The sequence below is a fragment of the Pseudomonas sp. LBUM1651 genome (assembly GCF_059716135.1).
Genome location: NZ_CP166805.1, coordinates 506,736 through 521,099, shown reverse-complemented (window position 1 = coordinate 521,099; position 14,364 = coordinate 506,736). Strand labels below are relative to the sequence as shown.

The 14,364-nt window shown below is 59.7% G+C and carries 11 protein-coding genes; 1 reads left to right on the top strand and 10 read right to left on the bottom strand.

The genetic code is table 11. The annotated features are described in order from the left end of the window. Positions 1-91 precede the first annotated feature (91 nt). Positions 92-1,513: a bifunctional D-glycero-beta-D-manno-heptose-7-phosphate kinase/D-glycero-beta-D-manno-heptose 1-phosphate adenylyltransferase HldE gene (hldE, locus tag ACA066_RS02410; protein ID WP_253435453.1), complete on the bottom strand. Its 1,422-nt coding sequence runs from the start codon at positions 1,511-1,513 to the stop codon at positions 92-94. Between the two features lie 176 nt (positions 1,514-1,689). Next, positions 1,690-3,492, bottom strand: a complete 1,803-nt coding sequence (msbA, locus tag ACA066_RS02405; protein ID WP_497697983.1) for a lipid A export permease/ATP-binding protein MsbA — start codon at positions 3,490-3,492, stop codon at positions 1,690-1,692. Between the two features lie 154 nt (positions 3,493-3,646). On the opposite strand from msbA, the gene ACA066_RS02400 reads away from it, so the two are divergent. Next, positions 3,647-5,509, top strand: a complete 1,863-nt coding sequence (locus ACA066_RS02400) for an O-antigen ligase family protein (RefSeq protein WP_497697982.1) — start codon at positions 3,647-3,649, stop codon at positions 5,507-5,509. A 150-nt stretch (positions 5,510-5,659) separates the two neighbouring features. Here ACA066_RS02400 and ACA066_RS02395 read toward each other — a convergent pair whose 3' ends face one another. From ACA066_RS02395 to ACA066_RS02360, 8 genes are all read right to left on the bottom strand, one after another. Continuing rightward, on the bottom strand, positions 5,660-6,544 hold the full coding sequence (locus tag ACA066_RS02395) for a glycosyltransferase (protein ID WP_497697981.1): 885 nt from the start codon (positions 6,542-6,544) through the stop codon (positions 5,660-5,662). Beyond that, positions 6,541-7,695 carry a glycosyltransferase family 4 protein gene (locus tag ACA066_RS02390; protein ID WP_497697980.1) on the bottom strand — a complete coding sequence of 385 codons (1,155 nt, stop codon included), beginning with the start codon at positions 7,693-7,695 and terminating at the stop codon, positions 6,541-6,543. The genes ACA066_RS02395 and ACA066_RS02390 overlap by 4 nt, the downstream gene beginning before the upstream one ends. Then, positions 7,692-8,576, bottom strand: coding sequence for a DUF6625 family protein (locus ACA066_RS02385; RefSeq protein ID WP_497697979.1), 885 nt, complete (start codon positions 8,574-8,576; stop codon positions 7,692-7,694). The genes ACA066_RS02390 and ACA066_RS02385 overlap by 4 nt, the downstream gene beginning before the upstream one ends. Positions 8,577-8,629: 53 nt before the next feature. After that, positions 8,630-10,063 (bottom strand): PIG-L deacetylase family protein, encoded by a 1,434-nt coding sequence (locus tag ACA066_RS02380; RefSeq protein ID WP_497697978.1) that lies wholly within the window; start codon positions 10,061-10,063, stop codon positions 8,630-8,632. An 8-nt stretch (positions 10,064-10,071) separates the two neighbouring features. Next, positions 10,072-10,968, bottom strand: a complete 897-nt coding sequence (locus tag ACA066_RS02375; protein ID WP_497697977.1) for an antimicrobial resistance protein Mig-14 — start codon at positions 10,966-10,968, stop codon at positions 10,072-10,074. Further along, a complete protein-coding gene (locus ACA066_RS02370) occupies positions 10,968-12,098 on the bottom strand; it encodes a glycosyltransferase (protein WP_497697976.1) in 1,131 nt (376 codons plus the stop codon). The genes ACA066_RS02375 and ACA066_RS02370 overlap by 1 nt, the downstream gene beginning before the upstream one ends. After that, positions 12,082-13,839 (bottom strand): carbamoyltransferase family protein, encoded by a 1,758-nt coding sequence (locus ACA066_RS02365; RefSeq protein ID WP_008027860.1) that lies wholly within the window; start codon positions 13,837-13,839, stop codon positions 12,082-12,084. Before ACA066_RS02365 ends, ACA066_RS02370 begins: the two co-directional genes overlap by 17 nt. Before the next feature lie 172 nt (positions 13,840-14,011). After that, positions 14,012-14,347: a YceK/YidQ family lipoprotein gene (locus ACA066_RS02360; protein ID WP_497697975.1), complete on the bottom strand. Its 336-nt coding sequence runs from the start codon at positions 14,345-14,347 to the stop codon at positions 14,012-14,014. Positions 14,348-14,364 lie beyond the last annotated feature (17 nt).

Sequence of the window (14,364 nt, the reverse complement as noted above, 5' to 3'; positions counted from 1 at the left end):
TGGGTCATACCCGTCAACATCCTCGTAAACGGTTATAAGCTCACAATAAAACCCGTTCATACGCAGTATGGATCGGGCGTCATCAATCTCATCAATGGTTGCGAATCTTCTCGACAATCGCTGTTGTCGAGCTGTTTTCAACCAATCCCAGCACCTTCACGGTGCCGCCGTAAGCCGTCACGATGTCTGCACCAACCACTTGATCGATCCCGTAATCGCCCCCCTTTACCAGCACGTCCGGCTTGACCTCGCGCAGCAGGTTTTCAGGAGTGCCTTCAGGGAAGCTGATCACCCAATCCACCGCACCCAGCCCCGCCAGCACGGCCATGCGACGGTCGACACTGTTGATCGGACGTCCCGGCCCTTTCAGACGGCTTACCGATGCATCGTCGTTGACCGCGACGATCAAACGATCCCCTTGGGCCCGCGCCTGCTCGAGGTAGGTCACATGACCGGCATGCAGGATGTCGAAACAACCGTTAGTGAAGACGATCTTTTCTTTGTGCGCACGCGCATCGTCAACCGCCAGCAGCAACTGCTCCAGGCCCAGCACACCGCGCTCGGAACCTTCCTCACGCTGAATGGCACGCCGCAGCTCCGGAGCGCTGATGGCCGCCGTGCCGAGCTTGCCGACTACGATGCCAGCCGCCAGGTTGGCCAATGCCACCGCGTGGGGCAATTCTTCGCCCGCAGCGATCGCAGCCGCCAAGGTGGAAATCACCGTGTCGCCGGCACCGGTCACGTCGAACACTTCCCGCGCGCGGGCGGGCAAGTGCAATGCAGGATGATCCGGGCGCAACAGGGTCATGCCGTGTTCGCCACGGGTCACCAGCAACGCGCCGAGGTCAAGATCGTGCATCAACTGCGCGCCCTTGCTCACCAGTTCGTGCTCATCGGCGCAACCGCCGACGATCGTTTCGAATTCGCTGAGGTTCGGGGTAATCAGGCTCGCACCCCGGTAGATCGAGAAATCCTTGCCCTTGGGATCGGCCAGCACCGGAATGCCACGGGCACGGGCAGCCTGGATCAGTACCTGATGATTTTTCAGCGCGCCTTTGCCGTAGTCGGACAGCACCAGCACCTTGATGCCTTCAAGCAATTCATCAACTTGCTCGCCCAGCGCCAGGGCGTCGGTGGCAAAGGGTTCTTCGAAATCGATACGCAGCAACTGCTGGTGACGACTCATGACCCGCAACTTGACGATGGTCGGCTGGTGCGCAATACGCTGGAACAGTGCGCGCACACCAGCACCCTTGAGGCTGTTGGCCAGGCTGTCGGCAGCTTCGTCGTCGCCGGTCACACCGACCAGCGAGGCCGGCGCGCCAAGCGCGGCAATGTTCAGGGCAACGTTAGCGGCACCGCCCGGGCGGTCCTCGATTTGCTCGACCTTGACCACCGGTACCGGCGCCTCAGGGGAAATCCGTGAGGTACCGCCATGCCAGTAGCGGTCGAGCATGACATCGCCGACCACCAATACAGGGGCTTGATCGAATCGCGGCATGGACAACTTCATGGAGCAACCCACATACAAAATGAACAAGGGCGGGATATTAGCACAGGGTTGGCGCAGGGCTTGCGCATGGCATGAACGAGGGTGCCAAAAGCAAAAAAATCGCAGCCTGTAAACGTTCGAAAACTACAGACTGCGACTCTTTTCAGTCGTTCACGACAAACGAACGTCGACAGGAATCAGGCGATATCTTCAGCCGGGGCATCGAGCCCCATGGCATTCAGGCGGGCGTAATATCCGTTTTGCGCCAACAGTTCGGCATGCGTGCCGCGCTCGACGATTCGGCCCTGATCCATGACCAGGATCAGGTCGGCCTTCTCGATGGTCGACAGACGGTGAGCAATCACCAGGGTTGTCCGGCCTTTCATCACCTGATCCAGAGCCGCCTGGATGTGCCGTTCCGATTCGGTGTCGAGGGCCGAGGTGGCTTCGTCGAGAATCAGCAAAGGCGCATTCTTCAACAGGGCCCGGGCAATCGCCAGACGCTGACGCTGGCCACCGGACAGCAATACGCCGTTCTCACCAACCTGAGTGTCCAGGCCTTCGGGCAGTTGTGCGATGAAGTCCATCGCATAAGCGTCTTTCGCCGCTTTCTCGATGTCTTCACGGGGCGCACCGGCCAGATCGCCGTACGCGATGTTGTTGGCCACGGTATCGCTGAACAACGTCACGTGCTGGGTGACCTGGGCGATGTGCTTGCGCAGGTTCAGCAGTTTGTACTGTTCCACCTCGACGCCATCGATCAGGATCTCGCCCTTGTCGTGGTGATAGAAACGCGGAATCAGGTTGGCCAGGGTCGACTTGCCGCTGCCCGAACGCCCGACCAGCGCCACCATTTGCCCGGGCTCGACCGAGAAACTGATGTCGTCGAGCACCTGACGCTCGGTGCCAGGGTAGGTGAAGCTCAGATGCTGCACATCCAGGCGCCCGGTCACGGCATCGCGCTCGACGGTGCCGGTATCGACTTCCGGTTCAACGTCCAGTTGTTCGAAGATGCTTTCGGCACCGGCCACGCCTTTTTGAATGGTCGAGCTGACTTCGGACAATTGACGGATCGGCTTGGGCAGCAGGCCTGCCAGGGTGATGTAGGCCACCATGTCACCGGCGGACGCATCGCCCCGCAGGAAAAGGACCAGGAACATCAGCACGGCCATGGCGCTGTAGATCACCAACTGCAGCAGCGGCGTGTAGATAGCGCCGGTACGGGTCATGCGCAGTTGCTTGTCGGTGTTGCCCTGGCTGGCATTGAAGAAGCGCTTCTCTTCGTAGACTTCGCCGCCGAAGCTGCGCACCACGCGGTAACCCTGGATGGTTTCCGACGCCACGTGCGTCACGTCGCCCATGGCCGCCTGGATCTTCTGGCTCTGCTTGCGGAATTTCTTGCTCGCGGTACGGACCATCAACGCGATCAGCGGCAGGATCGCGACCATGACCAGGGTCAGGCGCCAGTTCATGAACAGCAACGAGGCAAACAGGAAGATCACCGTCATGCCTTCACGGATTACGACCTTGATCGCATCTGTGGCCGCCCCGGTGACCATGGTCACGTTAAAGGTGATACGGGAAATCAGGTGACCGGAGTTATGCTTGTCGAAATACCGGTTGGGCAGAACCAACAGGTTATTGAACAACTGGACCCGCAGGTCGTGGACCAGCCCGAGAGAAACCTTGGCCAGAAAGTAGTTGCCCAGATAAGATCCCAACCCCTGCCAGGCGGCGATCAAAATGATCAGCAACGGCACCGCTTGCAGCAGTTGCAGGTCGCGCAGAAAGGGGACACTGGGAAACAGCACCGCTTCGGGATTGGACAGGCCATCGACGAAGTACTTGAGGATGTAGCCGAGCATTGGCTGCGTCGACGCGAAAATCAGAAATCCGACGATGCTGATCAGGAACAGGCTGATGTACGGCCGGACATAACCGAGCAGACGGAAGTAGATTTTCAAGCTCGAGGGGCTTGCGGAGAGACTGGAGTCGGTCATATCACGCGAATGTCGATAAAAAGGACGCTGACTTTAGCACAGCTTCCTCAAGGTTCTGGCAATCGCATAAAGGCTGTTATTGTTAGACGGCGCAAGCGGTATCATATAGCCATCACCGGAATGGCCGATCAACTTCAGGATTGAATTTCTCAGCATGCAACTCAGCGGTTTCAACAGTACCTCCAATCGAGTCTTCGATTTCATTTGCCTGTGGATGCTTCCACTCGGCTATCTTTTGCTTCTGTGCTCGCTGTTCTTCCTGCCGGACCGCAGCCTGCTTCATAAGCTCTACTATGGCTTGTTCAGCATTCCAGCGCTGATAGCGCTTTGCCTGCGACCGCGTGAGCTCAAAGAGTTGCTACGCGAGCCGATCTTCATTGCGATGCTGCTGTTCACCGGGTGGGCGCTGTTGAGTCTGTGCTGGAGCCCGGGCGATGAAGGATTTTCCGGCAAGTTCAAGCCACCGCTCCACACGCTGATGCTGTTCGTCGGGTGCTACCTGCTGGTGCGCTACCGCAGCGATATCGTCCAGCCCCTGCTGTTCAGCGCCGCGATAGTCGGGCTGATCGCGTCGATCTACAACCTGTACGTGTTTGCCCACATCTACGAACCGGGCCGACGCCTGATTGGTGGCGGCGCGTTCGACAATCCATTATTGAGCTCGCATTTGTTCGGCTTCTTCTGCGCCTATTGGCTGAGCCTGAGCATGACCTGCAAGCGCCCGCAGATACTCTGGTTGAGTATCCCGGCAATGGCGATCATGTTCATTGCGGTGATCGCCACCGGCTCCCGGACACCGCTGGTTGCCCTGACACTGGCCGCGCTGTGGCTGGGCTTCATCTGCTGGAACCGCCGGTCCATCGTATTGCTGGGCATCATACTGGTCGGCGGAGCGTCGGTGATTGCGCTTTTCTCGAACATGATTTTCGGACGAGGCGATTCCTATCGGTTCGAAATCTGGCAGATGGTCCTGCAAAAAATCGCCGAACACCCCTGGATCGGTCATGGCTACGACGCCAGTCTGAACGTCGATCCGGGCGTGGGCTACCTGCTGGCAGAACCCCACAGTTTCGCCTTGGGCGTTCTCTACTATGTCGGTATTTTCGGTTTTATCCCGTGGCTGTTCTTCCAGGCCTGGGGCCTGCTGAGCAGCTGGCGCCATCGAGTGCAACCGCTGTTCATCATCGCCTCGACCTGGCTGGTGTTCGGTATCGGTGCGGGTCTGACCGAAGGCGGCGGGATCATTTCGCGCCCCAAGGAACACTGGTTCCTGCTGTGGATTCCCCTGGCACTGATCGCCGCGCTGAGCATCAACCAGCGCGCTGGTCGCCTGCTGGCCGTTTCGATCAAGAAACTGACGCAACCGGCCCTGCAAACGTTGACCACCAACGCACGGGTGATTGAAGAAGATGGCCTGGGACCGAAGGTCCTGCGCTTGGTCGATGACAGCTTCCTCAAGTTGTTCCGACCTCGTCGCTGGTACACCTCGGGCAGTTTCAACGCCTACTCCGAACGCTTTGCCGTCAATAGCGAGCGACTGCGCAACATGGGATTCCCGACGCCGCAGATCCTCGACCTTTACCGCCTCGACGATGGCTGCAGTGCCGTGCACTACACACCCCTGCCGGGCAATACCCTGCGTCAGGTCCTGCAAGGAATCACGGCACCGGATGTACGTCAGGCGCTGGTGGAACGCTTCGGCAAGTTCATGGCGCAGCTGCATGAGCAAGGGGTGTATTTCCGCTCCCTGCATCTGGGTAACGTGCTGGTACTGGAGGACGGCGAGTTCGGTCTGATCGACGTGGCTGACCTGCGCATCTACCCTTCGTCGCTGAGTCTGTCTTTGCGTCAGCGCAACCTGCGTCATATGCAGCGATACACCGTCGATCGACGCTGGTTGTTCGAAGATCATTTCCAGGCGCTGCTGCAAGGCTATGCCGTGACAGCATCGAAATCTGCTGTGGATACCCTGCACAAACAAGTGCTGGCTACCCGTTCACCTGCCCAGGTTCACTGATACCTCGGCTTAAGGGCACCTGTAGGAGCGAGCTTGCTCGCGAAGGACATTAACGAAGGCGCGTTTTGTCTGAATCAACGCGTCGCTCATGGTCCATCGCGAGCAAGCCTCGCTCCAGGATTAGCGCCAGGCGTGGGCTCGAGCGGTAGCTCAATCCTTTTCCAGAGGCGAGAAATACAAGCGCCCCAGGCCACGCCAGGTCTTCTTGTTCCACGCCTTGAGTGGAATCTGCGCCAGCAGTTCGCGCGCCAGCTTGCGGTCTCGATTGGCGGTCTTCAGGAACATCGAACTGAGGAACTTGTAGCGCACGTGTTCGTACAGCGGATGATCGCTGAACAAGGCATAGGTACGCAGGATGTTGTCGATCATGAAGCGGTGATTCTTGTAGGAATTGGTGGCGTGTTTGCGATAGCGCGCCATCAGCACGTTCAAGCCATCAATGAAGTAACCGGCATGGGTCACCTTCAGCTCGATCAGCAAATCTTCCAGACGAATGCTCGGATCGAACCCGCCGACCTTTTCCAGTGCCTCGCGGCGGATCATCAGGGTCGGTGCCGGCGGATAGGGCTTGCGCTCCAGGAACATGTCATCGAAGTCCAGGCGGCGGAACGGCACGTCGCGGCGCTGGCGCGCCTCCGGGTACGCAATGCCGTCGGCGTCCATCAGCTCGATGTTACCGGCGCAGATGCCGACCTCGGGCTTGCCATCCATGTGCGCGACCTGCGTGGCGATGCGCTCGGGCAGCATGATGTCATCGGAACCGAAAGGCACGATCAGGCTGCCCTTTGCGCGTGCAATGGCACCGTTGAGGGTGTTGGTCAGCCCCTGGTTCTGCTGAACACGGAAATCAAAGCCGTATTGCGCCTGCAAGGCGTTGATCCGCTCGACACTGTCATCGCTGGAGCCATCATCGACCACCAGCAACTCGATGTTCGAATAGGTCTGGTTGAGGACGCTGAGAATGCTCTCCTCAATATAACGACCGTGGTTATACGACGCGATGATGACCGTGACGATGGGTTGTGCGTCGCTCATGATTGTTCCTTGCGGGCCTTGCTCAAGCCGGAGTCGATCAGGTTCAGGTATTCCTGGCGGAACACCTCGATGTCGTGTTGTTCCTGGAGATAACGGTAGGCCTGTTCACCCTTGGCCTTGAGCGCGTCATCCGACAGCCCAAGGTAAGTATCCAGTGCCGCGACCAGGCTCGGCACATCCTTTGGCGTGATCGCCAGACCGCCCGCCCCCTGAATCAGCGGCAGCATCGCCGGCACGTTGGAGGCGATGACCGGAAGATGACCGCTCATGCCCTCGAGCAATGCCAGCCCGAGACCTTCGGCCAGCGATGGCATGGTCCAGATGTCAAAGGCGCGAACGTACTGCAAGGCGTTTTCCTTGAAGCCCAGCAGGTGTGCACGCCCGCTCAGGCCCAGACGCTCGATCTCGGCGGCCAGGCGCGACTCTTCGCGGCCGGCACCGATGATCGCCAATTGGGTGTTCGGGTACTTGTCCTTGAGTGCCGCAAACGCCTGCAACAGGTAGGTGTGCCCCTTGACCGGCACCAACCGGCCCAATGCGCCGATCAGTCGCACCGACGGATCAATGCCGAGCAGTTCACGGGCGCGTTCGCGGCTGTGTTGCAAGCCTTCGGCCTGTTCGATGTCGATCGCATTGGTAATGGCGTAGGTATTCTGGTCGGTGAAGCCGCAGTCACAGTCCAGCAGGTACTGTTTGACCGCCGGCGACACGCCGACAAAACGCCAGTGACTATCGATCAGGCGCTGGGTCTGCCGACGTCGGTAGAATCGGTCGTACTCACCAAAGCCGTGGGAGATGCCGATGCACAATGGCACTTTCAACCAGCGGTTGAGCGTCAACATCATGTTGACCGGCTTGAAGCGGTTGCAGATCACCACATCGAATTTTTCTTTGCGGCAAAACTGATACAGCCGCCACATGGCACGCAGGCGCATGCCCTTGAGCGACTTGTCGGAAAACTCGAAATAAACGGAACGCGCGGCACGGCTCACGGCCTCGCCTGGCCCTGGCTTGCCGCGCAGAAACGCGGCGGTCACCTCATAGCGATCACCCGGCAAAGCCTTGACGATCTGCTCCGCCAGGTCGGCAAAGTCATGGGCTTTGACATTGTAGTCAGGCTGCAATTGCAGAACCTTTGACCGTTGACTCATAACTCTCCCCGGTGAAAACCAGTTGCATCGATGACCCAGGCGGGTTCAGCGGCGAGGCGCATGACCTCCGCTGGATCGGGTTGAGGCAACCGCGGCCACTCGTTGCGCTTCCAGCAAACGAAATGGAAATACGGAAACCGGCGATCGCCATCGCGATCATTGGTCAGATGGCCGTCGCGCCAAAACCATTGGTGCGGGAAATTATCGGTCCCGTCATGCCACTTGATGCAACCACCCGGCGTACTGAATGCCTCGGTGAATTCGCTGCGTCGACGCCACGGGTTGAACTTGCCCACCAGTTTGAACAAAGGCTCGGGAAAATTCTTGCGCCAGAGAAAGATTCGACTGAATGCACCTTCATCGATCGCATGATGCTTCTGATCGGTGAAACGCGCTTCCCAGTCCTTGATCTGCCTGAACAACTCACGCTTGCGGGGGGTGTTTCTGATCAGGCAAAGATGCCCGGCCACTCGCCGCTCGTGAGTGGAGTACAGGTCGTACGAGGCGAGCCGATCTGCGGTGAAGTAGCTGCGCAGATCGCCGTACACCAGGTCGATATCGCCGAACGCCCAAAAATCATAGCCCTCCAGGCGGTCGGCATGAATGAGTCCAAACGCGGGCCTGATGTCGCACAGTTTGTAAGCCTGGGTCGGCGCAAAGTCGATACCCAGCCGCTGGGACACCAGTCCACAGTAATCGCTGAACATCATGCTTTCGATGGTCACGTTGGGCGGCAGATTCTCGGGAACTCCGCAGTCTGTGAAGAACAACCAGTCGATGTCGGGATTGCGACGGCAGCTCTCCAGAAAAAACGGCATCCAGAAGGGCCAGCTGCCGAAATAAGGCATCAGAAACAAAATACGCGGGCATGGATTAATCATGGATAACTCGCTGTCAATGCTGGGAGCGCTGCCATGCTAGGCAGAGTTGTACTTCAGTTCTGCTTCGCAGGTGTTTCGCCATGCTTCAGAAGCCAGAACAGTTCCTGGCGTCTGACCGCCTTGCGAAAGAATTCATTCTCGCCATAGAGGGGCGGCACTCTACTGGCCAAGAGCCACTGTATCAACCGACGCAGTCGCCGCTTGAATGGCATGCGCGGCTGCAGGTCGTGCATCATCCCCAGCGCCATGGCTTTATCACGCTGAAGTTCCGGGGGAACCGGAAGGCAGTAAGGCTGCATCGGCACCGACGAATCGAAGGCGGGCGGCAGCGCGATGCCATGGCCGGCATCCCCCATGGGCCAGCGATCGTTGTCATGCAAATGGTTGGCGTAACCGAGCAATGTGGTCGGCTGCCACTCCAGGCCTCGCAATGCTTCAAGGATCGCTTGTTGGGCGCATAGGTGATCCGGGTGCGGATCGAGCGTCGGGTGCGGCAACACGATGACTTCAGGACGGGCCCGCAACAGCAGTTCGCGCAGGTCGGCCAACAGGTTGTTCCAGGTCGGCGCACCATCGGCGTCGCCCGGCAGTGCAAAGGGGTTCAACTGGCGGAACAAGCGGGTGTCGTCCATCTCCGCTTCCCGTGAACCCACTGGCCGGGACGGTGCTGCCTGCATCGCCGCCAGCTGCAGGCAGAAATACCCCAACTGCACGCAATGGGCTTCGGGCACCCCGGCCCAGCGTGGCACGGCGATGCTGTCCCAGGCCCGCAGCCGCCCCTTGAGGCGCGCTGCTTCGACCTTGTCCAGGCCGATCTGCTGATAATGTCCTGCTTCGATTTCGCCGGCGGTGAGGGTAACGATCCAGGCTTCGTCGGCCTGACTGTACAAACCATAAGCCGCCAGCTCGGCGTCGTCGGCGTGTGGCGCAATGACCATCACCCGCTGACGGCGGTAATCCGGTTGTTCGAACGCCCAGAGCACGGGTTCGCCCAGCACTCGGCAAAAACGTCCGCGCAGACGCAACTCGCCTCGCGACAGCACTTGCGCCTGACCACTGAGGTTGAGGTAGCGCAGCCCGTTGGCGCCACGCTCGAAGGTTTGTCGATCGGGATTATCGCCACCCGACAGCTCGACAGCCGGGTCGATAAAGCGTCCCAGCCAGGTGCTCTTGATCCGCAGGGCCAACACCAGCGTAGCGTCGTCCACCAGCATGACGCCGTCATCCAGGCGCAAACGCTCGCCGTCCAGGTGAATCTTGGGTTGCGGGGTGTAAGGCGGGAAGCTGTAGGCGTAATCGTCCTTGGGCGAATAGAACAAATGGTCGGCGAACCAGGCTTCGTGAGCGATCCAGCCCAGCACCGCCAGCACCAGCGGCAGCCACCAGGCCACCAGCACGCCGATGACGATCAACAGCACCAAGGCGATCAGCAGGCCGATGCGTTTGTTGCGCCGGTGGCGCTTGAGCAATTGCTGTTTTCGACTCATGGGTTCGCTCATACGGTGAAGACCGGCACAGGATTACACCAGCGGTCCTTGTATTCACGGTCGGCGCGACCGAAGGAAAAACGCAGAGGCTTGTCCAGCGCACGTGCATGCTCCCAGGCGCTTTGGGTATTGAGAAAGCTCAAGACGCTACCGGGGCTGAATTCGCGGGTTTCGGGATCGACGCCACCGTTGATGTACTCGACGCTGATCCATTGCGGCGCTTCGACGCGGTACACCAGTTGAATCGCGATCGGCGCATCGTTCAGGAAAATCACCGAGCCGATCAGCAAGTCACGCAACAACTCGATCACCTCGGCCATGCGCGTGGCACCGGTCGCCGGAAAACCCCAGCGACGCTGGAACAAGTCGCAGTAAATCGCCGCCAGCTCGCCGCTGGAAAACTCGCTGACCGGCCGCACCACGCCGCCCGCCTCTTCCAGCAAACGCAATTCGCGACGCTGGTTATAGCGAAACTTCTTCGACAGTTCCTCGGGAGTGCGGGCCATGGCCAGTTGTTCCGCCTGCAGCCTGATGCCGCTGAAGCGGCCTTCATTCAGCGCGGACAAGTAACGCGCACGATGGCGCAGGGGCGCTTGCGTATCAGCGGCGGCAGGCAGGATGAACTCGGCATTGCCGAGGTCGAACAGGCCCTTTTTACCGTTGCGCTTGAGCACGTCCTTGGACAAGGCCAGGTCGCGGCCCCAGGTCGGAATTGCAGCCTGGACTTCGCCATTTGGCGCCCAGGCCAGGTAACGCACCGGAATATCGGCCAACTGCGCCAGGCGCTCGACCACCATCGGATGAGTGGCGACGCTGCCGCCATAACGGTGCCAGGCCTCGGTGTATGTCGAGGCGTCGATCACCGCCCAGCCACGCTCGCGCCATCCTTGAAATCGGTTGAGCATCAACCCCTCGCCGCCAGTTCGGTGACGGTGGGCAAATGCCAGAAAGCATCGCGCACCGCGCGGTCGGAGAAGCGCTCACGCAAACGGTCGAGCATCAACTCGGCACACTGGCGGCGCTGCTGTTCATCCATCGCGGCCAGATGTTGCAGCCCTTGAGCCAAGTGCTCGGCGTCGCCCAGCGGGAACAGAATGCCGACGCCCTCGACCACTTCCTTCGCACCGCCGCATGCCGTCGCGAGCAACGGCACACCGGCGGCCATGGCCTCCAGCAGCACCATGCCGAACGGTTCGTGATCGGAGCTCAAGGCAAACACATCGAACGCACGAAAATAACGACGGGCTTCCGGCACCTGACCGAGGAACAGCACGCGGTCGCCGATCCCCAGTTCACGGGCCATGGCCTTGAGATCCTGTTCCAGCCGACCGATACCGAGAATCACCAACTGGCTGTTAGCCGGCAAACCCGGTAACGCCGCGGCAAAACCGTGCAGCAACGTGGTCTGGTCCTTGTCCGGGTGCAGTCTGCCGACATTACCGATAATCCACGCATCCATGGACAAACCCAGGGTTTCCCGGGCTTCGCGAACCGACACGTGACTGCCCTGCAAGGCTTGCACATTGATGCGGTTGTAGAGCGTCTGAATCCGTGCAGCCGGCCAATTCGGCAGGCAACTGCGCATGTCGTCGCGCACGGCATCGGAAACCCCGAGCAGACTCAAACGCTTGCGGAAAAAATTCACAAAGAATTTGCGAGTGCCGCGCTTGTAGTCGTCAAACGCGTGATGCACGCCGATCACCGGCAACGAAGTGCCAAGCAAGGCGATGTAGATCGGTTTGAAACGGTGAGCAATGCAGAAACTGAAATTGCGCGAAGCGGCGATCTTGCGCAGATCGCCGATAGCGCCCAGCTTCAGGCCACGAATAGCCTTGGAACTGTATTCCATGAACAGCACTTCATCGGAGGCGCAGGCCTCGGCGACTCTGGCATCGGCAACCCCGGTCAGAAACACCGTGGTCACTCGATAACCGGTCCCCGCGAACAGGCTGGCGTACTGCCGCGCGCAGTCCAGAAACGGACCGTCATAGCCGTGACAGAACTGCAGCACATGGCGTTCAGCCGAGCGTGTCATATGCGTCCGCGCCCTCTTTGACCACTAGAATGTCTTCCATGATCAGATACTGTAGGTCGGAACCGAAGAACATGTTCAGGGCATCCGTCGGCGAGCAGATCATCGGTTCGCCGCGACGGTTGAGCGAGGTGTTCAGCGATACGCCGTTGCCTGTCAGTACTTCCAGCGCCTTCATCATGTCGTAGTAGCGCGGGTTGTATTCGCGCTTGAGCACCTGAGCCCGGGAGGTACCGTCTTCGTGGACGACTTCCGGCACGCGGGTCTTCCACTCTTCCGCCACTTCAAAGGTGAACGTCATGAACGGCGCGGGGTGATCGATCTTGATCATCTGCGGTGCGACGGTGTCGAGCATCGACGGGCAGAAAGGCCTCCAGCGCTCGCGGAACTTGATCTGGTGGTTGATGCGGTCAGCCACGCCGGTCGCACTCGGGCAACCGATGATCGAACGACCGCCCAAAGCACGCGGACCGAACTCCATGCGACCCTGGAACCAGGCCACCGGGTTGCCGTCGACCATGATTTTGGCGATGTTTTCCGGCATGTTCTCGAGCTTGCGCCACACCGGCTTGCTCGGGTGACGGGCGCACGCGGCGAGCACGTCTTCGTTGCTGTACGACGGACCGAGGTAGACGTGTTCCATCTTCTCGACCGGCACGCCACGGGCGTGAGACACATACGCCGCCGCGCCGACCGCGGTGCCGGCATCGCCGGACGCAGGCTGCACAAACAGTTCCTTGACGTCGTCGCGGGCGATGATTTTCTGGTTGAGCTTGACGTTCAACGCGCAGCCGCCGGCGAAGGCCAGCTTGCCGGTTTCCTTGAGCACGTCGCCCAGGTAGTGGTCGATCATCTGAAGCGCCAGCTTCTCGAACAGCGCTTGCATGCTCGCGGCGTAGTGGATGTACGGCTCGTCGGCGATGTCGCCTTCGCGCTTCGGACCCAGCCACTCGATCAGCTTCGGCGAGAAGTAGAAACCCTTGCCCTTCTCTTTATAGCGACGCAGACCGATGACGTTGGCGTAGTCGGTGTTGATCACCAGTTCGCCGTTCTCGAACGAGGCCAGACGCGAGAAATCGTATTTGCTGGCATCGCCGTACGGCGCCATGCCCATGACCTTGAACTCGCCGTCGAGCATCTCGAAACCGAGGAACTCGGTGATCGCGCCGTACAGGCCGCCGAGGGAGTCCGGATCGAAGAATTCCTTTATCTTGTGGATCTTGCCGTTTTCGCCGTAACCGAAGAAGGTCGTGGCGTATTCGCCCTTGCCGTCGATCCCGAGGATCGCGGTTTTCTCTTTGAAACCCGAGCAGTGGTAAGCGCTGGAGGCGTGAGCCAGGTGGTGTTCGACCGGCTCGATCTTGATCTTTTTCGGATCGAAGCCCAGTTGCTCGAGGCACCAGACGATCTTGTTGCGGTAGCGCTTGTAGCGGCGGTTGCCCATCAGGATCGCGTCAAGTGCGCGGTCCGGGGCGTACCAGTAACGCTTGGCGTAGTGCCAGCGCGCTTTGCCGAACAGGCTGATCGGCGCGAACGGAATGGCGACCACGTCAACGTCGGACGGCTTGATGCCCGCCTGCTCGAGGCAGAACTTCGCCGATTCGTAAGGCATGCGGTTCTTTGCATGTTTATCGCGCACAAAGCGCTCTTCTTCAGCCGCCGCGACCAGCTTGCCGTCGATGTACAAGGCTGCGGAAGGATCATGGCTAAGGGCGCCGGACAGGCCAAGAATCGTCAATGCCACAGGGGTCTAGCCTCTTTAGTCTGCATGCAGGCGCAAGGCGCCTCAAAATGAATGTGCCCTCGCAAGGGGGCGAGAGACAGCTAAAGGGCGGGATTATAGCGTAAACATGGCAGGAATGACCCTACGCTTATCAGCGGCGCAATGATGGCCCGCGCGACGACGAAACCCCGGGCTATCCGCGGCTCGCCCGCCAGTAGATCCTGATATTGCCATCCACCCCTTGTCGGTAAATCGTGTAGGGCAGGGAAACGGTATCCAGCGCACCTGACAGCGCCAGATCCAGCAGGACCAGCGGGACGAGAAAGCCCGTGGGGTCCGGCGGGGCATTCAACACACAGAAATCGTAGGCCAGGCCGCTGTAGATACGCGGGATGGACTGGCAGTAGGTCTTCTGCTTTCGCAGGCCGCGCGCCGCGTCTTCGTCATTTTGCAGGACCGTGAGAGCCGTTCCGCAGCCGGATAACGCTATTGAACAAACGCCAAGCATGACAGCCGTTTTTATCGTCAAGATTTGCCCTCCGAGGT

What these genes read in the sequence shown, in the direction of transcription:
- hldE (WP_253435453.1), bottom strand. Translation starts at nt 1,513, where the DNA reads ATGAAGTTGTCCATGCCGCGATTCGATCAAGCCCCTGTATTGGTGGTC.
- msbA (WP_497697983.1), bottom strand. Translation starts at nt 3,492, where the DNA reads ATGACCGACTCCAGTCTCTCCGCAAGCCCCTCGAGCTTGAAAATCTAC.
- ACA066_RS02400 (WP_497697982.1), top strand. Translation starts at nt 3,647, where the DNA reads ATGCAACTCAGCGGTTTCAACAGTACCTCCAATCGAGTCTTCGATTTC.
- ACA066_RS02395 (WP_497697981.1), bottom strand. Translation starts at nt 6,544, where the DNA reads ATGAGCGACGCACAACCCATCGTCACGGTCATCATCGCGTCGTATAAC.
- ACA066_RS02390 (WP_497697980.1), bottom strand. Translation starts at nt 7,695, where the DNA reads ATGAGTCAACGGTCAAAGGTTCTGCAATTGCAGCCTGACTACAATGTC.
- ACA066_RS02385 (WP_497697979.1), bottom strand. Translation starts at nt 8,576, where the DNA reads ATGATTAATCCATGCCCGCGTATTTTGTTTCTGATGCCTTATTTCGGC.
- ACA066_RS02380 (WP_497697978.1), bottom strand. Translation starts at nt 10,063, where the DNA reads ATGAGTCGAAAACAGCAATTGCTCAAGCGCCACCGGCGCAACAAACGC.
- ACA066_RS02375 (WP_497697977.1), bottom strand. Translation starts at nt 10,968, where the DNA reads ATGCTCAACCGATTTCAAGGATGGCGCGAGCGTGGCTGGGCGGTGATC.
- ACA066_RS02370 (WP_497697976.1), bottom strand. Translation starts at nt 12,098, where the DNA reads ATGACACGCTCGGCTGAACGCCATGTGCTGCAGTTCTGTCACGGCTAT.